The 23,006-nt window shown below is 69.9% G+C and carries 20 protein-coding genes; 6 read left to right on the top strand and 14 right to left on the bottom strand.

Annotated features, from left to right (window positions below; translation table 11 throughout):
- From DMB66_RS34745 to DMB66_RS34735, 3 genes are all read right to left on the bottom strand, one after another.
- The coding region (locus DMB66_RS34745; RefSeq protein ID WP_125808359.1) for a hypothetical protein at positions 1-242 on the bottom strand (242 nt) is incomplete at its 3' end.
- Positions 243-316: 74 nt separating this feature from the next.
- Entirely contained in the window at positions 317-730 is a 414-nt protein-coding gene (locus DMB66_RS34740; RefSeq protein ID WP_233625052.1) for a hypothetical protein, read from the bottom strand.
- 317 nt (positions 731-1,047) lie between these two features.
- Positions 1,048-1,953 (bottom strand): oxidoreductase, encoded by a 906-nt coding sequence (locus tag DMB66_RS34735; protein ID WP_125808358.1) that lies wholly within the window; start codon positions 1,951-1,953, stop codon positions 1,048-1,050.
- Between the two features lie 131 nt (positions 1,954-2,084).
- On the opposite strand from DMB66_RS34735, the gene DMB66_RS34730 reads away from it, so the two are divergent.
- The 3 genes from DMB66_RS34730 to DMB66_RS34720 all read left to right on the top strand — a co-directional run bounded on the left by DMB66_RS34730 (position 2,085) and on the right by DMB66_RS34720 (position 4,831).
- Positions 2,085-2,948 (top strand): helix-turn-helix transcriptional regulator, encoded by an 864-nt coding sequence (locus DMB66_RS34730; RefSeq protein ID WP_125808357.1) that lies wholly within the window; start codon positions 2,085-2,087, stop codon positions 2,946-2,948.
- A gap of 220 nt (positions 2,949-3,168) precedes the next feature.
- Positions 3,169-4,191: a CehA/McbA family metallohydrolase gene (locus DMB66_RS34725; RefSeq protein WP_125808356.1), complete on the top strand. Its 1,023-nt coding sequence runs from the start codon at positions 3,169-3,171 to the stop codon at positions 4,189-4,191.
- 181 nt (positions 4,192-4,372) lie between these two features.
- A complete protein-coding gene (locus DMB66_RS34720; protein ID WP_125808355.1) occupies positions 4,373-4,831 on the top strand; it encodes a hypothetical protein in 459 nt (152 codons plus the stop codon).
- A gap of 430 nt (positions 4,832-5,261) precedes the next feature.
- Here the strand turns inward: DMB66_RS34720 and DMB66_RS34715 are convergent, their stop codons facing one another.
- From DMB66_RS34715 to DMB66_RS34700, 4 genes are all read right to left on the bottom strand, one after another.
- Positions 5,262-5,714 carry an SRPBCC domain-containing protein gene (locus DMB66_RS34715; protein ID WP_158647473.1) on the bottom strand — a complete coding sequence of 151 codons (453 nt, stop codon included), beginning with the start codon at positions 5,712-5,714 and terminating at the stop codon, positions 5,262-5,264.
- Positions 5,715-6,557: 843 nt separating this feature from the next.
- On the bottom strand, positions 6,558-7,019 hold the full coding sequence (locus tag DMB66_RS34710; protein ID WP_125808353.1) for a hypothetical protein: 462 nt from the start codon (positions 7,017-7,019) through the stop codon (positions 6,558-6,560).
- Complete coding sequence (locus tag DMB66_RS34705) at positions 7,009-11,220, bottom strand: polymorphic toxin-type HINT domain-containing protein (protein WP_125808352.1); 4,212 nt, start codon at positions 11,218-11,220, stop codon at positions 7,009-7,011. Before DMB66_RS34705 ends, DMB66_RS34710 begins: the two co-directional genes overlap by 11 nt.
- Positions 11,221-11,314: 94 nt before the next feature.
- Complete coding sequence (locus DMB66_RS34700; protein ID WP_199752793.1) at positions 11,315-12,391, bottom strand: hypothetical protein; 1,077 nt, start codon at positions 12,389-12,391, stop codon at positions 11,315-11,317.
- Between the two features lie 386 nt (positions 12,392-12,777).
- Between DMB66_RS34700 and DMB66_RS34695 the strand changes: the two genes are divergently transcribed.
- Complete coding sequence (locus tag DMB66_RS34695; RefSeq protein WP_125808351.1) at positions 12,778-14,661, top strand: hypothetical protein; 1,884 nt, start codon at positions 12,778-12,780, stop codon at positions 14,659-14,661.
- Between the two features lie 116 nt (positions 14,662-14,777).
- Here the strand turns inward: DMB66_RS34695 and DMB66_RS34690 are convergent, their stop codons facing one another.
- Positions 14,778-15,443: a response regulator transcription factor gene (locus DMB66_RS34690; protein ID WP_125808350.1), complete on the bottom strand. Its 666-nt coding sequence runs from the start codon at positions 15,441-15,443 to the stop codon at positions 14,778-14,780.
- A gap of 72 nt (positions 15,444-15,515) precedes the next feature.
- Between DMB66_RS34690 and DMB66_RS34685 the strand changes: the two genes are divergently transcribed.
- Both DMB66_RS34685 and DMB66_RS34680 read left to right on the top strand, forming a co-directional pair.
- Positions 15,516-16,364: an aldo/keto reductase gene (locus tag DMB66_RS34685; RefSeq protein WP_125808349.1), complete on the top strand. Its 849-nt coding sequence runs from the start codon at positions 15,516-15,518 to the stop codon at positions 16,362-16,364.
- Between the two features lie 98 nt (positions 16,365-16,462).
- Positions 16,463-16,687: a hypothetical protein gene (locus DMB66_RS34680; protein WP_125808348.1), complete on the top strand. Its 225-nt coding sequence runs from the start codon at positions 16,463-16,465 to the stop codon at positions 16,685-16,687.
- 7 nt (positions 16,688-16,694) lie between these two features.
- Here DMB66_RS34680 and DMB66_RS34675 read toward each other — a convergent pair whose 3' ends face one another.
- The 6 genes from DMB66_RS34675 to DMB66_RS34650 form a co-directional block, all read right to left on the bottom strand.
- Positions 16,695-17,243 carry a hypothetical protein gene (locus DMB66_RS34675; protein ID WP_125808347.1) on the bottom strand — a complete coding sequence of 183 codons (549 nt, stop codon included), beginning with the start codon at positions 17,241-17,243 and terminating at the stop codon, positions 16,695-16,697.
- A gap of 14 nt (positions 17,244-17,257) precedes the next feature.
- Positions 17,258-18,547 (bottom strand): Nramp family divalent metal transporter, encoded by a 1,290-nt coding sequence (locus DMB66_RS34670; RefSeq protein WP_125808346.1) that lies wholly within the window; start codon positions 18,545-18,547, stop codon positions 17,258-17,260.
- The gene (groL, locus tag DMB66_RS34665) at positions 18,547-20,196 is read right to left on the bottom strand and encodes a chaperonin GroEL (RefSeq protein WP_125808345.1); all 1,650 of its coding nucleotides are present in this window, start codon (positions 20,194-20,196) and stop codon (positions 18,547-18,549) included. Before groL ends, DMB66_RS34670 begins: the two co-directional genes overlap by 1 nt.
- A 39-nt stretch (positions 20,197-20,235) precedes the next feature.
- A complete protein-coding gene (locus DMB66_RS34660; protein WP_125808344.1) occupies positions 20,236-21,261 on the bottom strand; it encodes an NAD(P)-dependent alcohol dehydrogenase in 1,026 nt (341 codons plus the stop codon).
- On the bottom strand, positions 21,258-21,983 hold the full coding sequence (locus DMB66_RS34655) for an iron-sulfur cluster assembly protein (protein WP_125808343.1): 726 nt from the start codon (positions 21,981-21,983) through the stop codon (positions 21,258-21,260). The genes DMB66_RS34660 and DMB66_RS34655 overlap by 4 nt, the downstream gene beginning before the upstream one ends.
- The coding region (locus tag DMB66_RS34650; RefSeq protein ID WP_148112786.1) for an amidohydrolase family protein at positions 21,980-23,006 on the bottom strand (1,027 nt) is incomplete at its 5' end. The genes DMB66_RS34650 and DMB66_RS34655, both read right to left, overlap by 4 nt.

The raw sequence follows: 23,006 nt of genomic DNA, 5'->3' as shown, positions 1-23,006 counted from the left end.
AGCTGGTCGGCGACCCAGAAATAGCTGCCGTTCGCCACTTCGCCGGTCTGCTTCCACCGTGCCAGCAGGCGGCCCACCTCAGCGACGGTGAAAATCGTCAGCGCCCACGAGGAGCCATCGGGAAGGTCAACGAACGCGTCCACGTTGGCCACCGTGTCCACGGTGTCCGCGTCGGGATCGAGCAGGAATCGCGCCACGAACGTCGACTCAGTGATGGTCGTGTACGGATCGCTGGCATCCACAACACCAATCATGTCGGACGGCTACCTCAATCTCATGTGGCGAAGCGCCGGCAGCCCTTGCGAGTACCGCCGGCTCACCGAAGACGACGACCGCCGGCTGACCGTATCGATCCGCCATAGAGACTCACTCGGTGGTCGACCTCCTGATCCGGCTCACGTTCGATGAACCCACCACCCTCGATCTCGCCATGGCTGATGTGCACCAGCCAGTCCTCGTAGTACCAACTCGGATCACAAGGGCATTGGGTGACCATGAACCTGAAGTTCGCCCGATACCGGCCCGTCTGCCCCGGCATGAGCACGAACAACCGGGCAGGCCCGCTCTGGCGTGGGAAGGCCGCCCAGCCCGGCAGCCGATCTACCACCAATGCTGAGCCCTTCGAACCCAGCCACAGGTCAACGTCGCGGGCTCGTTCCACACCGCCACCGAACACGTCGTCCTCGCGCACGTAGCGGGCCGCTTCGTCGGCGAGCACCTCATGGATCACCACATCGCCTGCCGGCAGCGACGGGGGAAGAATCGCTGGACGGGATAGACCGCGGCGGGCATCGGCATGCGGTGCGCCCCGTGCTGACGCCCGCCACCTCACCCGCACCCGTTGGATCATGATCACGGCTAACCATGACGCGCCAGCGGCTCGCACGCCAGCCAGTATCCGCGCTACGGAGCATCACGGCGAGGCGAGCGACTGACGCACGGACATGCTTGACATTCACGATCATGAGCGGCGGATGAACCAGGCTGCACGCCGGCCGTCCTTCTCAGCGGGTCGGGACGCCGCGGGTCGGCGACCGACCGCCGGGGTCAGAGGTAGCTGACGCCGGTCAGTTCCTCGGCCGCCGCCCAGAGCCGCTTGCCAACGGCCGGATCGGCGGCCTCCCTGCTGATCCGGGCCTCGGTGACCCGGCCCCGCGTCTCCCAGAGCCCGGACGGGCCGAAGAACTGGCCGCCCCGCACCCCGGGCTCGGTTGCGGCGCGCAACTGCGGTAGCGCGCCCTGTTCCACCGACTGGGTGGCCAGCAGGCCGAGCCACGCGATCAGTTGCCCGAACCGGCCACGGTGCTCCCAGGCGCGCGGAGTGAGGTTGGTGCGGGTGAGACCGGGATGGGCCAGCGCGCTGACGATCGGCGATCCGGCGGCGCGCAGGCGGCGGTCCAGTTCAACGCCGAAGATCGTAGTGGCGAGCTTGGACCGACCATAGGCGGCAGCGGCCCGGTAGTCACGCTCGAACATCAGGTCGTCGACGTCGAGGTGCGCGCTCTTGTGGGTGATCGAGCTGAGACTGACCACCCGGGCCTGCCGCGCCGCGGCCAGGTTGCCGAGCAGCAGGCCGGTCAGTGCGAAGTGGCCCACCATGTTCGTGGCGACTTGCAGCTCGAAACCGTCGGCGGAGGTGCGGCGCGGGCCGAGCAGCACCACGCCGGCGTTGTTGACCAGCAGGTCGATGGTCGGGTGGTCGGCGGCCAGCTTCGCTGCGAAGGCCCGCACCGAGGCGAGGGAGGCGAGGTCCAGCTCGCGCACCTCGACGTCACCGTCGATCCGCCGGGCGGCCTCCTCGCCGGCGGCGGTGTTGCGGACGGCCAGCACGACGCGGGCGCCGTGGCGGGCCAGCTCGGTGGCGGTGACCAGACCGAGGCCCGAGTTGGCGCCGGTCACGACGGCGACCCGGCCGTGCTGGTCGGGGATGCGGTCGGCAGTCCATCCGGTCATCTGCTGCTCCTGGGTGTGTCGCTGCGGTGAGCCGTTGACGCTAGGAGTGATCCGGGCCGGCTCGGTCGTTCCCGGGTGCCTAGGTCTGCGGGACCTACCTTCGGTGGCCCGGGCCGCGGCACACTTGCGGCATGAGCAGGCCCCATCCGTACGCGCGTGAGCTCGGTGATTTCCTGCGTGCCCGGCGCGGCCGGCTGCGTCCACACGACGTCGGCCTGGAGCCGGGCGGCCGGCGCAAGGTCACCGGGCTGCGGCGCGAGGAGCTGGCCCTGCTGGCCGGGCTGAGCACCGACTATTACCAGCGGATGGAGCAAGGCCGGGAGGTACGCCCGTCCGACGACGTCCTGGACGCGCTCGCCGCCGCGCTCGGCCTCGACGGCGAGGAACGCCGCCACCTGTTCACTCTGGCCCACGCCGCCCGCCGACCGATGCCCGCCCGGGCGGACCCCGAGCCGGAACGGGTGCCGGACAGCACACGGCGGCTGCTGCAGGTGATGGACACCCCGGCGGTCGTCCTCGGCCGGCATCTCGACCTGCTCGACTGGAACCCGATGGCCGAGGCGCTGCTCGGTGACCCGGACGCCTACCCGCCCGACCGGCTCAACATGCTCCTACTGATCTTCGACGACACGCTGACCGGCGACCGCAGCTGCCCGGACTGGGAGCGGCAGGCCCTGGACTACATCGGCATGATGCGGGCCGCCGTGGCCACCGACCCCACCCACCCCCGCGCCACCGCGATCATCGGCGAGCTGAGCATCCGCAGCGCCGAGTTCCGGCGGCTGTGGGCCCGGCACGACGTACGCGAGACGGTCAGCGGCACCAAGACCTTCCGGGTCCCCGAGGTAGGCGACGTCGCCCTGGACTGGGACACCTACCCACTGCCCGGCAACCCCGGCCCGGTCATGCTGGTCTTCACCGCCGAGCCGGGCAGCACGGACGCGGACCGGCTGCGGCTCCTGGCGTCGTTGCACGCGACTCGCTTGATCAGGTAACCCCCGAAGCGCGCGGTCATGTCGACGCGAGAGCTTTGACGAGCTACTCGGTCGCGCGTCGCTCATCTTCCAATCTTGCCGCGATCCGAGCGCTATGCAGCGTCACGGCGATGCCAAAACGGCTGGCTCCCGGACATGCCGATCAGTGCGTTGAGCACCGACGCCAGGCCCGATTTCCTTCGAGGATCCGTGTCCGGAATCCGCTGGTTAGGATCCCGGGGTGCCTACCGATGAGAACACGGCCGAGCGTCCCGGAGGACCGGAGTTTCCGCCCGTGAGGGTGGCTGGTCGGGGGCGGGGTTGGTATCGGGGTGACTGCCATGTTCATTCGCAGCGCTCACACGGCGGTGAGCTCACGCCGAGCCAAATCGCGGCGGCTGCGCGCCGGGTCGGGCTGGATTTCATCGCCATCACCGAGCACAACACGGCAGACACGCATGGTGCGTGGGGGTCGCTCGCCGCTGACGATCTGCTGGTGATCCTGGGTCAGGAGGTCGTCACTGACACCGGTCATTGGCTGGCGCTCGGCATCGAGCCGGGACACGTGGTCGACTGGCGTTACGGCATTCGCGATGAACTGATCGACCGTGTTGTCGGCCAGGTTCATGACGCCGGTGGGCTGTGCGTCGCGGCGCACCCGCATGCGCCGTACCCTTCCGGCGCCTTCATGTATCCGTTCCTGCGGTTCGATGCGGTCGAGGTGTGGAACGGTCTGTGGCGTTCAGATCTGCCGTGGCAGGCGGACAATGAGGCGACGTTGGTGGAGTGGGGCCGTGGTTTGGCGGCGGAGATTCACCACGGGCCGTGGCACCCGGCGATCGGCAATAGCGATGTCCACCTGGAGGGCCAGATCGGTGGTCCCCACACCGTCGTACTGGCCGACGAGCTGAGCACCGATGCCTTGCTCGCCGGTCTCCGTGCCGGGCACAGCTGGATAGCCGAGTCTGTCGAGGTCGACCTGTCCTTCACGGTCGGTGCCGGTGAGCGCAGCGTCGGGATTGGCGAGCGGTTGAAGACCGAAGACGAGCCGACCGTGGCGCGGGTTGAGCTAAAAGGGGTGCCGTCCGGTGTGGTCAGTTTCCACACAGATCGGGGACAGCTGCATCATGAACTGCTGACCGACGATGGAACAGGTGCCTTGCACTGGCCCATCAGCAGGCAGGACGCGGCGTTTGTTCGTATCGAGGTACGCCACCCGACCGGACACATGGCCGCACTTACCAACCCGATCATCTTGATCTGAATAATTGACGGACGCCGACGCTGCACCCGGGGCCGCGTAGATGGCGGTGCCCCAGCGGTGGGTGGAGCCGCCGCACTGCAGCCGCAGCAGCGGTTTCCAGCACTAAATCTGCCCTGGTTTGAAAATGTGGTGCGGGCGCGCAGTGGTCGAACGAGTTGACCCGCGCTGCGACACTCATGCGATGAACGACGTCGCGCCCCCGCCCGCCCGACCCGCGCCGAGTGGACAATCGGTGCCCGGCCATCGCATGCGAACGGCGATATTCGTCGCTGCGGCTCTCGGTGTCCTGGTCGCCGCAACCATTCTCTGGTGGCCGCGGACCACGGTTGTCAAAACCTTCAGCCAGCCGCCGAGCGTGGTGTACTCGGACGACTCCCCGCACACCGTCGTTCTCCAGCACGTGCACGCGCCGATCGCGGTCTTGCGGCTGTCCGACGACAGCACCTCCAGCCTGGACCACTACGAGGTCTATCTGGGCCGCGATCCGAGTGGGGGATACGGTCATCACGTCCGCCTCGATGCGACCGATATGGATCCGACCCGGCTGACCGTCGAGTGGGCCACCGAAGGTGTTTCGCTCAATTTCGAGTCCGGTCACCGGGTTTTCGTTCCGGCAACGTCATTCGTCGGCGGCCGCTGATTCATCGATCCACAAACAATGGCGGCCGGTTCCGCGTGGCCGCAGGGCGCCGACCATGTCACGTCCCTACCTCCAGCTCTTGCGCAGCATCGCCACACCACCACTTCCCGCAGCGCGCGTTTCACTCCCCCAAGCGGGCGCGCTGTCGAGGCGCCGAGCCGAACCTCACGCGGATCGGTCGGCGCGGCGGCGAGATGCCGGCAGAGTTCCGAGCGATCGGCTCGTCGTCGTCGCCGACGTGCTGAAGGTGGGCGGGCGCACCCGAGCGAGCCCTTCAGGCTTGCGGCCCGTGTGCCGTGCTGGAACTGGTCTCGCCGGACGAGGATTCGGCTACACGCTGGTTGGTCGACCCGTCGCCGACGACCACGCTGCGTTAACGACATCCGCGCGCTGAACGAGACCTGATGCATGATTCGCCGATATGCGGTCGTCATGCTCGGGCAGTGCCGCCCGGCGTGGATCGTGAGTGACGGTCGATGGCGGCAAGCCACTTGTCCAACTCGCGCTCGCACCATGCAGTCACGAGACGACGGGTCAAACGGCCGGTCGGCTGAGTCACGGTCCACCGCAGCAGCGTGCCTGCCGTCTCGGGCACGAGTTCGGCGCACTGAACTCCGGCGTATTCGCCCGCTCGATCCATCTCGGCCACCCATCTCGTCTGCGGGATCGCTTCGCGGACCACGTAGTGAAGGCGTGCCTGCGCGAGACCGGCACGAACGTTGAGGACGTACTCCGATCCGACGTCGCCGTTACCCGTCGCCGACTCCAGGTGACATCGAGGGTCCAGTCGGTCGTGCATCTCCGGCGTAGAGATGACGTACCAGACCACGGCCGGGGTCGCAGCGATGCGACGTTCCTGCGTCACAGACACGGTCGACTTCACGGCGCGGAGCCTAGTGCAGGGCATCCGGTGATGCCGCAATCAGAGTGCTGCGCATCGTCACGCCTCGTGGCCTTTGGAGCTGGCGGGTCGGCCGTACCGGGTGCCGGATCGACCGGAGCCGGCCGGGGAAACGGATATCCCGGCGGCGGTGACGGCTTCGCGATTGGCCAATACCAGATTGTGGGTCAGCGATGCGTGATCCTGTTGCCGCTTGCCGGCGGACCCGCGTGTCACTTCGGTCCCTGGGAGTCTTCTTCCGAGTCGGTACGTGGCTGGGCTCACGAAGCTGCGGAGCCGCGGCGTCGGCACGCCGGTGTTGATCCTCTCCGCACGGGGCAACCTGGCCGACGCCGGGCTGGTCACCCTGTTCGAGGGGGAAGCGCGCCAGCGGGAACGCCTGGCGCGGCGCTCCCGGCGGGATCAGAGCAGCGCGTACTCGACCATCGACGCCGCCGCGGCAGCGGCTTGCCAGGCCAGCAACGTCGCCGCTACGGCGGTTACGACGATGACGAGTCTTTTCACGGTACGCATGTTGGGCCTCCTTGAATCAGCGGTATCGCACGCCAGGTGACCGTTCATCGTCGCTGACCCTCCGACCGTCCGGAATGGTCCGTCCAGCCACATTGAGCTGTTCGACCCGTCCGGTGCCGCCGATCGTGGCGCGGCCGGCGTCGTACCGGATCGAGTCGTGCCAGGTCCACTGGCGAGGCGCAAGCCTTCCAGATCCGGTACGCCGTGCGAAGCGCCGGAGGACGGCCCGTCACCAGGCCCGGCTGTGGCAGGCCCGGCCGAGTGCGTGACTGCGTCTCCCGGCGCCCCGCGAACGGGGCGCCGGGAGACGTTTCACTCGAACCCGAGCCGCCGGGTGATCACGCCGACCCGTTCCTCGGCACTGCCCGCGTCCTGGAACAAGCCGTCCAGGAACGCGAGCGACTCATCGGCGGAGAGCTGTTCGCCGCCGAGGCCGGTGCCGGAGAGCCGGCCGCCGGATTGGGCGTTCCAGCACACCGCCGCCACGATGCCCGCCGCGACCGACAACCCCGTCCGGTCCGCCTCGACGTAGCCGGAGCAGGTGCCCGTGGCCTCGTCGTAGCTCATCTGGTCCAGGTGCACCCGTGCTGCCTCGCCGTCCACGGACAGCTCCAGCACTGTGCTGAACTCGTGCTCGGCGGAGCCCGGGGAGGCCTCGTCAGGTTGCCGGCTCACCCCGCGCTGGAAGTACCGCTCGAAGGACGCCTCGATCAGCGGGACCAGCTCGTCCGGATGGGTGGGCCGACCGTCGCTGACCACCCACTCAAGCGCCATAGTGCACCCAACCGTCCTTGGTCCGGATCGAGACGCGGGAGAACGCCCGGCCGCCGGCCATCTTGGCAAGGTGCTCGATGCCCCGCGCCTCGGCGGCCGACACACCGGTCGCCTTGATGAACAGGACCGCACCCTTGTCGCCGTGCCCGGCCTTCAGGACCGACTTGCGCGCCTTGTCCGCCGCGCTCTTCAGCGCCTTGACGTTGTCAAGGCTACCCGGGCTGACCTCCTTGAGGCTGGCCGGGAGGTTGTTCCAGATCCCGTCGATCCCGGCCTCGTTCCCGATGTTCTGCCCCTCGAAGTGACCACCGAGCTCGTCGATGATCTCCTTCGACTGCACGAATTCGTCATCGGACAGCGCGTTGCGGTTGATGCTGCCCTTGCAGCGCTCGGCCGGGTCGTTGTGTACGAGCACCGGGCGGCCACCCGCCACCACGTAATACGTGTGCAGATCCGCGACGGTGAGGTTGTGCACCCGGGCGACCGCGGCGTGGTGCCGTACGGCAGCGATCTTGACCCTGGTGCCGGCGCTGGTCCGCAGCCACTGACCGGCGGTGAGCTGGGCCGCCTGCACCCACTCGGACAGCTTGGGAACCCAGAAGGGGTGGTTGTAGGTGGCGGTGAGGATCGCGGTCCTGTCCCCGCGGCCGCCGTCCACATCGATGGTGACGTCCACCAGACTCTTGTCGCCGGCACTGGTGATCGTGTCCGTGACCGTCCTCGCCGCCGTCACGCCGGTCTCGGGGTCGGTGGCCACCACCCGGTCGCCGACCTTCAGCTGCTCGATGGCGCGGGTGGCGCCTCCGGGCAGCAGCACCCGGGTGCCGGGCAGGAAGCTACTGGGCTTGGGCGAGACCTTGCAGACATCCGCGTCACGCTTCTTGCGCTTGGCGAGATCGACGAGCTCGTCCTGCTTCTTGGCGGCGTCATCGACCTTGTCGAGGAACTTGAAGAGCTTCGGCAACAGCTTGGCGAGATCCCAGGTGGCATTGAGGATCTTGTTGGCCGGGAGCAGGTTCACCAGGCTCCACAGGCAAGCCTCGACGTTGCCGTCCATGATGCAGGACTTGATGTCCCCGACCCCGGACAGGTCCATGAACAGGTCGAAGGCGTTTTCCTTGAGGAAGTCCAGCAGGTTCTGACCGGCGAGCTTCTGCGCCTCGATCAGTGCCGCCCGCTCCTCGGCCGAGAGATATTTCATCAGGTCCGAGTCCGGACCGGCGGGTGGTGTGGTGGTCGCCTCGGCGAGGGCTGCCGCCTTCCGCTTGCGCTCTGCTTCCTCGGCGCGCTCGGCTGCCTTCTGTGCCTCCACCGCGTGTTGCAAGGCGTTCGCTGCGGCGGTCGCGGCGCTGTCGGCGTACTTCTGCGCGTTCTCGGCCGCCTTGAGGGCGTCGGCAGCGTCGGCCTCGGCCTGGTCGGCGGCGCCGCGAGCGGCTGCCGCGTCGGCCTCCGCGGCGGTGGCCGCGCTGTCGGCGGCGTCGGCGTCGTTCTGTGCGGCCTGGGCCGCCTGCCCGGCGATCGCCGCGTCACCGGCGGCCGCGTTCGCGGCCTGCCTTGCCAGGGTGGCGTCCGCGCGCGCCTGTGCGTCCGCGCGCCCCGCGCCGGCCGCGGCGGTACGAGCGGCCGCCCCGTCGACGGCGGCCTGCGCTGCGGCCTTCTTCGCCTCGGCAGCCGAAGCAGCCGCTTCCGCCGCCGACCGGGCCGCTTGCGCCGCCGCCGCGAATGCCGGCTTGACCTGATCGTTCGCCTTGCCCGCGGCGGCCTCGGCCTGCTGCGCCGCGGTGACCGCCTCGGCCGCACGCGCGGTGGCCGCCGCCGCCTGCTCCGCACCGATCGTCTTGGCCTGCTCGGCCACGAGCGTGACGAAGTCGGCATCGATGTCGGCACCGGTGAACGGCCTGACCGAGCCGATCGCGGCGTTCGCCGGGTCGGCGATACCCGCCGCGGACTGGCGTGCCGCCACCGCCGCGTTCACCGCTATCTCGGCCTGCGCCGCCGCCGCGACCGCCTCCGTGGTCGCCGCCGCGGCCTCGTCCTTCGTCCGGTTGGCCGCCCACAGCGACCGCACCGCCTCGTCGGCGGCCTGCTCCGCCAGACGCACCGCCGCATCCGCGGCACGCGCGGCCTTGACCTCCTGCGCCGTGGCCCGGGCGGCCTTCGCGTCCGCGCGCACCCGCGCCGCATGCGTCGCCTTCGCGCTCGCCTCGGCCTTGTCCGCCGCGGCATCGGCAGCGGCCGCAGCCGCAGCCGCCCGCTCCGCCGCGACCCAGGCCCGGTCCGCGGCCTGCTGTGCCTGACTCGCCGCGGCCCGCGCGTTCGCCGCCGCTCCGGTCGCGTTGTTCGCCGATGAGCGGGCCGAGCGGGCCGCGGTGCCGGCCACGCCGGCTTGCGCATCCGCTTCGTCCGCCTGCCGCTGCGCCTCCCGCTTCTCGCTGTCACTGGCGGCAGCCGCCACAGCCGATCGCATGGCGGCCGCCTTGGCCTTGGCGGTCTGCTCGGCGCGCTCGGCAGCGATCGCCTGATCGCGTGCCTTCGCGGCCTTGCCCTCCTGCTCCCATGCCCGGTCGGCAGCCGCACCGGCGGACGACTCAGCCGCCTCGGCGCGCTGGCGAGCACCGGCCGCGGCCGCTGCCTGGGCTTCGGCGTTGGCCCGCTCCGACCGGGCGATGGCGGCCTGTTGCTCCGCCTCGGCGCGGAAGCGGGCGGCGTTGGCGCGTTCGGCCTCAGCGATCTGCCGCTGACGCTTGGCCTCAGCGGCCTGCGCCTGCGCCGTCTGCCGGTGCTCGCGGGTCCGTTCCGCCGCCGCCCACGCCTTGGCCTCGGCGTCCTGCGCGTCCTGCCGGGCCTTCTTGGTCCTGGCGGCAGCCGTCTTGGCCGCGTCAGCCTGTCGCTTCGCCGCCGCGGCGAGCTTCGCCGCGGACTTCGCGTGTTCCTGGGCGTGCTTGCGCCACCGCTCCGCCTGCCGGGCATGGGCCTCGGCCTGCGCCTGCGCGCCCTGGGCGTTGTTGGTGGCGATGGTGGCGTCGATCGCGTGCTGGGCGGTCTCGGTCGCGCCGACCGCAGCGGTCGCGGCCTCGCTCATGCCCTGCGAGATCAGCGACCATTCGGCACCGTAGTCCAGGCCGGTGGCGGTGAGGTCGTCGGCGGCCAGCGCGGCGGTCCGCGCGGCGACGTCGGCGTCACGCGCGGAGTCCTGCGCCTGGCCGAGGTCCCGGGTGGCCTGGGCGTTCGCGGTCGCAAGCTCGGCGGCCTTCTGCTGCACCGTCGTGGTGCCGGACAGCACTCGTGCCGAGTGGCGGGCGGCGTTGGCCGCGGACGCCATCGCGTTCGCGGTCTCCTGCAATGCGCGTACCGCGTCGCCGTGCGCGGCGAGCAGCCGGAGGCGGGCTTCGGACGCCCGGGCCGCGCGCTGGGCCAGTTCGGTGAGATTCTCGGCGGCCTTGTCGCGCGCTTCGAGATCCTTCAGGTGTTGCTCGCGCGCCTCGGCGTCGGCCTTGGCCGCGGCCAGGTATCCGCCGTCGAGGAATGCCGAGATCGCGGCGTCGTTCCCCGCGAGCGCGGCCTGGGCGGCTTGCCTGACGTGCGATCCCTCCTCCGTCGCGGTGGCCACCATCCGCACTCGCGCACGCAGTGCCGCGGCCCGTTCCTGTGCCGCCTTGCCGACCTGAGCGTCGCGCTCACGTGCGATGTCAGCGCCGTACGCCAGGAAAGCCTCGCGGTCGCGGTCGGTACCGGCCAGGACTCGTTCGACCTCGGCGTTGAAATAGCCACTCGCCGGTCCGGTACCCGCCATCGCTCGGATCTTGGCGAGGTTGTCGGCCGCGATCTGCCTCGCCCGCGCCAGGATCTGCTTGTCCAGGGCCGGCTTGTCGACCGTGGCGAACTTCCGGATCACCACCGGGTCGCCGGTGGCCAGCGCGGCCAGCGCGGCATCACGAACCTCGGGCTCGGCGGTGAAATCGGCCACATCCGCGACCGCCTTGCGCCACCGCTCATCCAACGTGGGCACGCCGGTCGTGCCGTTCCAGGCCTCGGTCACCAGGGGCGGAACCGGCACCTTGGGCAGGTCCTCGGCGAGTGCCGCCGCGGGCCGCACGTCGACCGGCGAAGCCGTGGCCGGCGGCGCGTGCAGGCTCGCACCGACGACCGCGGCCGAAAGCGACAACACCGCCGCGGCACGTATCCGTTTCAAGACTTTCACAAACACACATCCGTTCATGCGTCGAGCCGCAGTGGCGGGCTCAGGCGAGCGAGGGCACGCTGAAGTCGCTTCAGCGTTGATGAGGGGACCCGGTTCAGGCGGCGGGCGCGGCCGTCCAGGCGTGTTCCGCGGCGAGGGCCCGCTGGTACAGGCCGGTCCAGTAGGCGGACTGAACGCTGACCTGGTCACGTTCGACGGTCCACTGCCTGCCCATGGTGTCGGCGGTGCCCAGCACGGGCGTCCAGTTCGGGCTCTGGTTCGCGGCGGCCGCGGCGGCCACCTGCCGCCACGTCTCGGCCTGGGCCAGGGCGACCTGCTCCGCCCGCTGCCACGCCACCCGAGCGGGCCCGGTGTTGTCGGCCACCGTGGCCCAGGCCTGCGCGGCCGCGCGGCGCGCCTGTGCCGCGGCCTCGCCGGCGGCGGCCCGCGCGGCCAGCTCGGCGGCCTGCGCCTCGGCGATCAGCCGGTTGACGGTACGGCGCCACGCCACCTCGTCGGCCGCCAGCTGAGTGCGGTAGGCCCGCACGTCCAGGCCGGCCGCGTGCGCCCAGCCGTACGCGAAGAACTCCACAACGTCGCCGTCGACGCTGCCCGGGCGCAGTGCCCAGGCGGCCGCCGCGCGTACCTGTGCGCCGGGATCGCTGTCGCGCAGCACCGCCACAACCGCCCGATCGGCTTCGACCAGCGCGGCGGCCTCCTTCCCGGCGGCCTCGCGCACCCGCCGGTCGCGCTCCTTCGCCCCGGCATATCCGGTGCGTACGAACGCCTCCCGGTCGGCGTCGGTCCCCCGGGATGCCCGCTGGGCCGCGACGCAGACCTCCCGCGCATAGGTCGGCACGCAGGTGGCCAGGACGTACGCCACGAAGTCCTTGTTCCGCGTCCGGCTGCTGGCGGAAAGCTGTTCCGCGTAGTCGTACTCGGAGTCGAAGAACCGCTGGATCGCCGGGTATCCCTCGTCACTGAGCAGCGCGCTCCAAGCCGTCGAGCGCACCATCGCACGCTCGTCGGATTGCGCGAGCCAGAGCAGAAACTCCCGCTCGGCGGCATCGTCAACGACCACCGGGGCAACCGCGACCACCACCGATGGGTACGCCGATGCCGGGCCCGCCGTGCCGAATGCCCCAGCCAACGTCACCGCGGCAAGAGCCGCGGCCAGAGCGCGTTTGCGCATGTCGATTACTCCCGAGAAGCTCGAATTATCAAGGCCGCGCCGATCTCGCAAATCGGCAAAGGGCGGCGTCGCGGGAACCGCGAATCACTTGAATCGATGATCAGACGCCCGGCATTGAATCACATGATCTCCACGGCCGCTGCCATTGTGTGATGGCCCGGTTTTCCGGTCCAAATGGTCACCTTGTTGGCTCGTCGACGACGTTGATAACCTCCGGCTCCACGGCGCTCCCCGGCATTCGGGGACACCCGGCACATACCTCTGTCCGGTGTGGCTTTCGTCGCGCTACGAATCACGGGGATCCTCATGCACAGCCCATCGGCGCGGGCCTGGCCCTGCGCCGGGGGTAGCCGGACACCCACCCGTCCCTCAAGAGAAAGGTCGACGTGAACCTCATCACGCGTGCGAGGCTGTCCCGCCTCACCGGTGTCGCGACCGCCCTGACCCTGGCCGCGACGCTGACCCCGGCCGGCGCCGCGGCCTACGGTGCGGCACCTGCCCGTACCGCTCTCCTGGCCGCCGCCGTGACTCCGGCGACCCTGCAGGAGAAGGCCGCCGCGATCATCGCTCTGGAGTTGGAGCCCGAGCCCGCCCTGACCGGGCTGAAGGACTGCGACCTGGCCATCGCCCTGTGGCAGCGCCTGGACGCCAAGCCGTTCCGCGACGAGGTCCGTGCCGCCGCGGTGGCCGCCTTCTCGGCGCCGGAGACCCTGGAGGACGACACCACCGCGTGCACCCTCTTCATCCGTACCGAGGTCTTCCAGGCGAAATCCCGTGACCTGGCCATCGAGCAGCGGGTCAAGGAGCAGCAGCGGCTTGAACGTGAGCTCAAGCAGCAGGCGGCGCTCACCATCGGCATCGTCGCCGACCCCGGATTGCTCGCGTTGAGCATCAAGGAATTCGTCTGGCAGATCCACGAACGCGCCACCGGTGCCGAGGTCAAGGCGGCCGCCAAGAAGGCCTACAACGGCACCGACACCGACCGCGTCACATTCCTCGGCGCCGAGATCGTCACCGCCCACGACGCCGACCGCCTCAAGCAGATCGAGGAAGAGGCCAAGAACGACGCGGCGCTGAAGCAGAAGCTGATCGAGGACGCCGGCCGCCGTCGTGCCCTGGCCGTCCTCCTGGTGGAGGCGACCGCGGGCATGCTCGCCGCCAGCGACCGCGACTTCATCACCTACATCTGGGAGAACGCCGACGAGGGCACCGAGGTCCGCGGCGCCGCCGAGAAGGCCGTGCTCAGTCGCGAGCCCGCCGACTGGAACACCTACATCCACACCGGCATCCACGAGGCCAACGAAGAGGACCGCCGGATCGCCCTGCAGCGGAAGTACCAGGCCGATCTGAAGGAGGGCGAGGCGGTACTGGCCAAGGCCACCGCGGACAAGTTCGTCAACCTGGCCAACGCCGCGAGGAAGGCGCTCGCCGGCACCCCGACCGAGCTGGACGAGTTCGTCCGCCGCGGCCAGTACGAACTGGACCTGATCACCGGCTTCGAGACCGGCGAGGTGCCGCTGGACTGGTCGAACAGTGCCGTCGGGGCCGGCGCCTTCCACAACGTCAACGGCTGCTCGCTCGCCCTGACCGCGTCCTCGAAGGCCGCCGTCGCCAAGGCCCGCGCGAGCATCGCTGCCGCCGAGGCCAGGGCAAAGGCTGCGGAAGCCGCGGCCAAGGCCGCCGACACCGAAGCGGAGAAGAAGGCCGCGGCGACCCGGGTGAAGGCCGCAGCGGCTCAGCTGACCAGGGCCCACAAGGAACTGGCCGCCGCAACCGTCGAGGCGGCGCGTTGCGCCGCCATGAAGCCCGAGAACTCGGTCCTCAAGGAAAAGGCCTTCGCCGGCGCCAACGCCATCCGGTACTTCGGTGTCGATCACAACACCACCACGTCGTCCGCGTACTTCCGCGCCCTGAACCTGAGCCGGATCATCGTCAAGCCCACCACCAAGCTGACCTACCGGATCTACCCGGAGGGCAACGGCACCATCGGTCACGTCGTCGCCCACAACAGCACCTGCGTCGCCGTCGACCTCACCTTCAGCGGTGGCGCCAACCTGCGCGACTCCGGGGCGACCGACCAGAGCGGCAACCGAGCGCACCCCGCCCACCAGTGCGGAAAGCTGAAGGCCGACACGTGGAACGAGGTCGTGGTGCCGCTCGGCGCCAAGTTCAACGGCAAGGCCGTCACCGCGCTCAACATCGGCTATGACCAGCCGGCCAACACCGGTGGCTTCCGCGGCTACATCGACAACATCACCATCACCGACTAGTTCCACCGCAGCAGCGAGCGGGCAGCGCCGAAGCGACTCTGGCGCTGCCCGCTCGCCGCATCAGTCACCACCCAGGCCACCGGCCGGCCGGTCCTCCTCAGGCTGGTGCCGGGTGCTCACCGGTGGGTCAGGCCGAGCTCGCCGACGCGTAGTCCGGCCTGGAAACGCGAGCCCGCGTCGAGGGCGACCAGCAATTCGGCGACCCGGCGGCGGTAGGTGCGCAGCGACATGTCGAGCTCACGCGCGGCGGCCTCGTCGGTGACGCCGGAGCCCAGGGCGCGCAGGACCAGGCCGGCCTGGGCGTCGATCCGTGGCCGTGCCGCATCGAAGTAGGTGGCCAGGTCCGCGGCCGACTCCCAGGCCGCCTCGAACAGCGAGTATGCGGCGCCGACCAGGGCCGGCACGACGCTCATGGTGTAGGTGCGGTGACCATGAGCGGCTGGGATGAAGGGTGCGGCGTCGCTGAGGATGATGGTTCGCCGATCGATGATGACGGTGCCCTGGGGCAACGGGGTGGCGGCGATCCGCACCTGGAAACCGTGCGCGACCATCTCGCGCAGGGTCTCGCGGTCGCGCTCGTCGGCGAGTACGGCCGGGCTGTACAGCTTGCGGGCCAGACCTCCCGCGCCGCGCTGAGTCCGGAGGCGGGCGGCCTCGCGGGCACCGGGCCAGGTGTCGAGGTCGCGCGCGACGCTGACCCATTCCGCGTCGTCCAACGCCGCCAAGGGCGTGATCCGGGTCCGAAGATCAAGATCACCGCGGAGCGTCATGATCTGTGGCATGCGCCCATTGTGCCGTGGCAGGAACCTGCCATGCTCTCGTCGTCCGATTCAGGGAGAATCATGCTCGGCCTCATGAGCGAAGACTTCCGCCTCGGCGGCGACCTGGTCGTCAACAGGCTCGGTTTCGGCGCCATGCGCCTGCCGTCCAAGAACGGCATGGGCGGGCCCGCCCGCGACCCCGAGGCCGGCCGTGCCGTGTTGCGCCGCGCCGTCGAACTCGGTGTCAACCACATCGACACCGCCGACTTCTACGTCAGCCGCAACGGGACGGTGCGGGCCAACACCCTGCTTCGCGAGGCCCTCCACCCGTATCCGTCCGGCCTGGTCATCGCCACCAAGGTCGGCCCCGTCATCCGCCCCGGCAGTTTCTCCCAGGGCGCGCCCGCCGACCTGCGTGGCCTGGTCGAGGACAACCTGGAAAGCCTGGGAGTGGACCGCCTCGACCTGGTCTACCTGCGCATCGGCGGCATGGGGGCCCCGCACGGTGAGTCCCTCGCCGCACGCTTCGAGGCGCTCGCGGCGCTGCGCGAGGAGGGCCTGATCCGTCACCTCGGCATCAGCAACGTCACCACCAGCCACCTCGCGGAGGCCCGGGCCATCGCACCTGTCGTGGCAGTACAGAACGAGTTCCATGCCGCCCAGCGCGCGGATGCGGACCTCCTGGCAGCCTGCGAGGAGTCCGGCATCGCCTTCGTGCCGTTCAGCCCGGTGGGTGGCGGTGCGGACTTCGACGACGAGCGGCTGGCCAAGGTGGCGGCCCGGCACGGTGTCACGGTCGCCCAGGTGGGCCTCGCATGGCTGTTGGTTTCCTCCCCGGTGACCCTGGCCATCCCGGGCACGGGCTCCCTGGCCCACCTGGAGGACAACATGGCCGCCGCAGGCCTCGCCCTCACCGAGCAAGACCTCGCCGACCTCACCTGACAACCGGCACGCGCCGTGGCGACCCGGCAACGGCAGTCGAAGGCCGGGTGTCTCACGGTGAGACGCTCCCCTTCGGCGTGACGGGGTTTGATGCCGGTATGGAGTTGGAAACGCTCGCGGAAGCCATGGCCCGGCTCGGCGCGCTCGGCCTCGGCACGGCGATCGTGAACGTCGTCGCCCTGCGGCTGGTGCGGGCCGATGAGGTACCCGGCTGGGTTCAGGTCCGGATCCGCTGGTGGAGCGCGCACAATACGACGTTTCTCGTGGTCAGCGCGGCGGTCATGGCCATCGGCCTGGCCGTCCTGGCGACGACCGCGCGCTGACGACGGCTCAGCCTGATGCGGTCTCGCGGCGCCACGGCAGCACGACGCCCTGCCCGAGAACCGCGTCCCACGCCTGGAAGATCTGCATGACTCCGATCGCGGACTCGTCGTCGAGCAGGTTGCGCGGCCCCGACGCGACGGCGAGAAGCGCATAGGAGAACACCAGGCAGGTCTGCTTCTCCGGCGAGTTCTGGTGCGTCTCCAACTCCCCCAGGGTCGCCGGGATCACCCGGTTGGCCAGCCGGCTGATCCCGGCGACGCCGCGGGCGGCGAAGTCGTGGGCTCCGCGCACGATCCGGGTACGGGCAGCGGTGATCTCCGGGGTCGGCGCCGGGACCTGCGACGGGGTGAACCGCGCCGAGTTGACGACCGCGCCGCACAGGGCGCTGACGACGCGGCTGCCGTGCTCGACGGTGTACGGGGGTTCGCGGTGCCCGGCTCCCATCAGGTATTCGGCGAGGTCGTCGAGGAGGAGCACCTCGACCCCGGGCATGGCATCGACGGTGAGCGCCGCGAGCCCCTCGAGACTCGCTTGCTGCCAAGACTTGCCGGCCATGGGTTGTCCTTCCGCTAGTCGCTCAGTACGAGGCTGGTCAGCACGAATCCGTTGAGCGCCACCACGACCAGCGTGACCAGCACACCGAAGAACGTGGTCCGCGCGTGGTTGGCGAACGTACCCATGAGGTCACGGCGGGCGGTGAAGATGATCAGCGGAACGAGCGCGAACGGCAGCCCGAACGCGAGCGCGACCTGGCTGAACACGAGCGCCGAGGTGGGGTCGCTCACCACCGCCAGGACCACCAGTGCCGGGACCGAGGACACCGCCCGGCGCAGCCACACGCTGCTGGTGCGTCGCAGGAATCCCTGCATGACGGCCTGCCCGCTGTAGACGCCCGCGCACGCCGAGGCGAGCCCGGAGACGAGCAGCGCGACCGCGAAGACCGCCGCGAACAGCGACCCCGAGCGTTCGAGGAACGCCGCGTGCACCGACTCGAGCGAGTCGCCGGTGCCCGCGGGCAACGAGGTCGCCACCAACAGCATCAGCAGATTCACGACGCCCGCCAGGCCCAGCGCGATAACCACGTCACGGCGCAGGAACCGCAGGACGGCCCGGGTGCGAAGCGTGCCGGGCCGGTCCGGGGTGAGGCCGCCGATCAGCGAGGAATGCAGGAACACCGCGTGCGGCATCACGGTGGCACCGATGATGCCGCACGCGAGCAGCGCGCTGTGCGAGTCCGGCAGGCGCGGCACCAGACCCGACACCGCGGCGACCGGATCCAGCGGCGAATTCACCACCAGGTAAGCGAAGGCGAGCGCCAGCACGAACAGCAACCCGACGACGACGGCGGAGAAGCCCTCCCTGCCACGCAGCCGCAACCGCAGGATGACCATGGTGGCCGCGGCCACGATGAGTCCCCCGTTGAACAGCGAGATGTCGAACAGCAGGTTCAACGCGACCGCGCCGCCGACGAACTCGGCGAGGTCGGTCATGATCACCACGGCCTCGGCGATCAGCCACAGCCCCAACCGCACCGGCGTCGTGGTCCGGTCGCGGCAGACCTCGGCGAGGCTGTGGCCGGTCGCCAGCCCGAGCTTGGCGGCCAGGTACTGGACGAACATGGCCATCAGGCAGGCGGAGACCACGGCCCAGATCAGTACGTAGCGGTAGTCGGTGCCGGCGCTGACGTTGGTGGCGACGTTGCCGGGATCGACGAACGCGACGGCGGCGACGAAGGCCGGGCCGATGAGGCCCAGGAACCGGCCGCGGGCGAGGAACCCGCGGCCGGTCCTCGGGTCGACGCCGGGGTGTTCCGGAGCGGGCGGCGGCGCATAGGCGACGCCGGGCGACGGCGGGTTCATCACGGGATGTTCGACGGACGGACGAGGCCCTCGGCGAGGTCACCGAATCCGGGTGCGTAGATCGCGCCCGGGTTCCCGACGACCTCCTCGACGATCAGCGTCTCGGTGGTGAGCAGAAGGGCCGCGATGGAGGCCGCGCTCTGCAACGCTGAGCGGGTCACCTTGAGCGGGTCGATGATGCCGAGGTCGAACATGTCGCCGAACTCGCCGGTGATGGCGTTGAACCCGTGCCCGGTCGGCAGGTTCTTGACCGCCTCGACGATCTCGTCGCCGTCGTAGCCCGCGTTGATGGCGATCCAGCGCAGGGGTTCCACGAGGGCGTCACGCACGATCCGGGCGCCCAGCCCTTTCTCCCCGGGCAGGTCCAGCGCGTCGATCGCGCTGCCCGCCTGCACCAGGGCGCTTCCGCCGCCGGCGACGATGCCTTCCTCCAGGGCGGCCCTGGTCGCCGACAGCGAGTCCTCGACGCGGTGTTGCTTCTCGGTGAGTTCGACGCCGGTGGCCGCGCCGACGTGGATGACGGCGACGCTGCCGGACAGCCGAGCGATCCGGCCTTGCAGGGCGTCCCTGTCGTGGTCGTTCTCGGCCCGCTCGAACTCCGTCTTGAGCTGCTCGATGCGCGCGGACACCTCGCGATCGGGCCCGACACCGCCGACCAGCGTGGTCGTGCTGTCGGTGACGGTCACCCTGCGAACCTGGCCCAGCTGGTCGAGTCGTACGGCGTCCAGGGTGAGGCCGGCGTCGGAGGTGATGACCTGGCCACCCATCCAGATCGCCAGGTCGGTCAGCTCGGCGATGCGCCGGTGGCCGAACCCGGGAGCGCGCACGACGACGGAGCGGAACGTGTCGTGCACGTTGTTGGCCACCAGCATGCCCAGCGCCGGGCCTTCGACGCTCTGGGCGAAGATCAGCAGTTGGCGGCCGGACCTGGTGACCTGTTCCAGGACCGGCATCAGCTCCTGGACCTTGGTGATCTTCTCCGAGGTGAGCAGCACGTACGGGTTGTCGAAGACCGCTTCCATGCGTTCCCGGTCGGTGACCATGTAGGGCGAGATGTAGCCGTTGTCGATCTCGACGCCGTCGATGTAGGTGATGTCGAGCCCGAACGTCGGCGACTCCTCGACGGTGACGACGCCGCCGCGGCCGACCCGGCCGATCGCCGCCGCGATCACCTCGCCGATCTCGCGGTCGTTGTTGGCCGACAACGTCGCCACGCTGGCCAGATCCGACGGCCCGCCGATCTCGCTGGCCTCACCGGCCAGCTTGGTCAGCACCGCGTCCACCGCGGCGTCGATACCGACTTTGAGCAGCATCGGGTTGGCGCCCTCGCCCACCGCCTGCAGGCCCTCGCGGACCATGGCCTGCGCCAGCACGGTCGCGGTGGTGGTGCCGTCGCCCGCCACGCCGTTGGTCTTGGTGGCGACTTCCTTGACGAGCTGCGCGCCCATGTTGGCGAACGGGTTGCGCAGCTGGATCTCCCGCGCGATCGTGACGCCGTCGTTGGTGATCGTGGGCGCGCCGACCAGCTTCTCGATGACGGCGTTGCGCCCCTTGGGGCCGAGGGTCACTTTGACCGCGTCGGCGAGGGCGTTCACGCCGATCTCCAGCAGTTGCCGCGCCTCGACGTTGAACCGCAGATCCTTTGCCATGACGTCCTTCTTCCGGGTGGGTGTGGGTAGCTGCGGGGGCTAAGGCACGAGGATCGCCCGACCGCGGACGGCTCCGCGGTCGAGGTCATCCAGCGCCTTGGCGAAGTCGGACAGGGCGTACCGGGTCGTGTGCAGGGTGACTTTTCCCTGCGCGGTGAGGACCATCAGCTCGGCCAGGTCGTTGTAGGAGCCGACCAGGTTGCCGATGAAGTTGATCTCGGTCGAGATGATGTCGATCGTCGGCACGTTGAGGGCGCCGCCGTAGCCGATGACGTAGTAGCTGCCGTTGCGCCGCAGGCTCGCGACGCCGTCCTCGATCGCGCCGCCCTCGCCGACGAAGTCGATGACCGCCTCGGCACCGTTGCCACCGGTCAGCTCCCGGATGGCTTCGACCTGGCTGCCGTCGGCGAGCACGGTGTGGTCGGCGCCAAGTTCCCTGGCCAGCGCCAGGGCGTCGGCGTTGCGATCCACCACGATCATCTCCGCCGAGGACAGGGCGCGAAGCACCTGGACGCCGATGTGGCCGAGCCCGCCCGCGCCGATGACCAGCACCTTGTCGCCGGGGCGCAGCACGCGGGCCGCTTTGGCCACCGCGTGGTACGCGGTGAGGCCGGCGTCGGCGAGCGCGGCCACGTCCGCCGGGTGCAGGGAGTCGCCGAGCCGGATCGTCGACCGTGCCGTCGTTTTCAGGTATTCCGCGTACCCGCCGTCGGTGTCGATGCCGGGGAACGCGGAGTTGACGCAGTGCACGTCGTCGCCGGAGCGGCAGGCCCGGCACAGTCCGCAGGTCACCAGCGGATGCAGGATGACCGCGTCGCCGACGGCTACGTTGGTCACGGCGCTGCCGATCGCCTGCACCCAGCCCGCGTTCTCGTGCCCGATGGTGTAGGGCAGGTCGACGCCGGACTTCTCCGCCCACTGGCCCTCGATGATGTGCAGGTCGGTCCGGCACACGCCGGCTCCGCCGATCCGGACGATCACGTCCAGCGGTGCGGTGATCTCCGGGTCGGCGACGTCGGCCAGTTCCGGCGCGGCGTGGTACTTCCCGAGTTGGACGGCCTTCATGCGGATGCCTCCTGTGCCGCGTGGCGGGGTCGCTGGTCGGCGGCCGCGTGCGGGTAGCGGGTGGTGAGCAGGCCCCGGCAGAAGTGCGCGTTGCCGTCGAGGCTCACCCGGACGGTGCGGGCGAACCGCAGCCGGAACGGGATCTGGTCGGCCAGTACTGGCTCGCCGTCGTCGTCGACGAGAACCGGCGAGTCGGCGGCCACCGACAGGCCGATGTCGGCGCGCCGGCGCAGCAGGCTGGCGCGTTCGGGGCTGTCCGGCAGATCCGCGAGGTGCGCGCCGGACAACCCCTCGATCGTCCAGCCGGCCTTGAGGAGCCGCTCGCAGGCGCGTTCCAGGCATGCGGTGTGCGCCTTGCGCTGGAAGGTGCGCCGCAGTTCGTGCAGTTCGGCACCGGCCTCGCCGGGAAACGAGCCGACGAAGCCCGCCCCGGCCGCGACACCGGCGTTGATCTCGGCGGCGGCGAAGTGCTCTTCCAACACGACGGACACCTGGTCGACGCCCTCGACGGCCATCGTGGCGTCGTAGGCGTCGGCCACCATGAGGTAGGCGAAGTTCGGCGCGCAGAAGTACGTCGGCAGCCGCAACCGCACCTCCGCGCGGCCGTCGACGACGGTCGTCGCCGTGACGAATCCGAGGTCGACGATCGACTCGTCGAGTTCAGGATCGCGGACGGTGCTCAACGCGGTGCCGACCGCATCGCGCAGGTCCTGGGCGATCATGCTGACGCACCCGCGGCGACCTCGGTCACGGGCTCCGCCGGGATCTTCGAGGCCAGGTCCCGCGGCACCGGCAGGTCGTAGAGCCGGGCGGCGGTGAGGCCGAGGATCTTCCGCTTCACATCCGTGGTGAGCGGCGCGTACTCGTCCAGGTCCGCCGGGATCTGGAAGTCGACGAACTTCTCGACCAGCCACTTCGGCGTCCACAGGGCGTAGTCGCTGGAGAACATGATGCGGTCCTCCCCGATCCAGTAGAGGAGCTCGCCGATGATCTGGGCGAAGTACCGCGGCCTGGTGTGGATGAACGGCATCGCGACGGCCAGCCCGCCGTAGACGTTGGGCTCCTGGGTGGCGATCCAGCAGAAGTCCTCCAGCCGGGGCAGCCCGACGTGCTCCACGATGAAGTTGAGGTCGGTGAAGTCCGTCGCCACGGCGTCGATGTCGGCCACGTCGAAGGAGTCGCGGTCCAGCGGGCGGATGGTCGGCCCCTTGTGGACGTGGATGTTGGTGATGCCCAGCTCTCGGCACGCTTCCAGGTACCGGTAGGACCACGGGTCGGTGAGTTTGTAGCCGCGGGAATCGCCGTGCCACTCGGCGGTGTAGAGCTTGACCCCCTTGAGCCCGAACCGGGCGGCGTCGGCGCGCAACCGGTCGAGCCCGGCCTGCTCGTTGCGCGGGTCGAAGTTGTGGTTGTAGGTCAGTTTGTCGGGATGCCGCTGGGTCAACGCCCACGCTTCGTCGGTCTGTCCGAACCCGTTGTGGTAAAAGTCGCCGAGGTACGCGGGCTGGAAGATCGCGTGGTCGACATAGCCGTCGGTGAAGAGATCCTTCATCAGGCGGTCACCGCCGTAGTAGGTGTATTCGTCGTACGGCCACACGGCGTCTTCGGGGCTCAGATTCTTGTGGTAGTCGTAGAAACAGTCGATGAACTGCTTGCCGTGGATGTTGCGGCAGTTCTGTTCGCGGCCGTCCCACAGGGCGATGTGTGAATCGACGATGAAGTAGTCCTCGCCGTCCTTGGTATAC

The organism is Actinoplanes sp. ATCC 53533, assembly GCF_003947245.1.
This window is presented reverse-complemented; position numbering and strand designations above follow the sequence as displayed.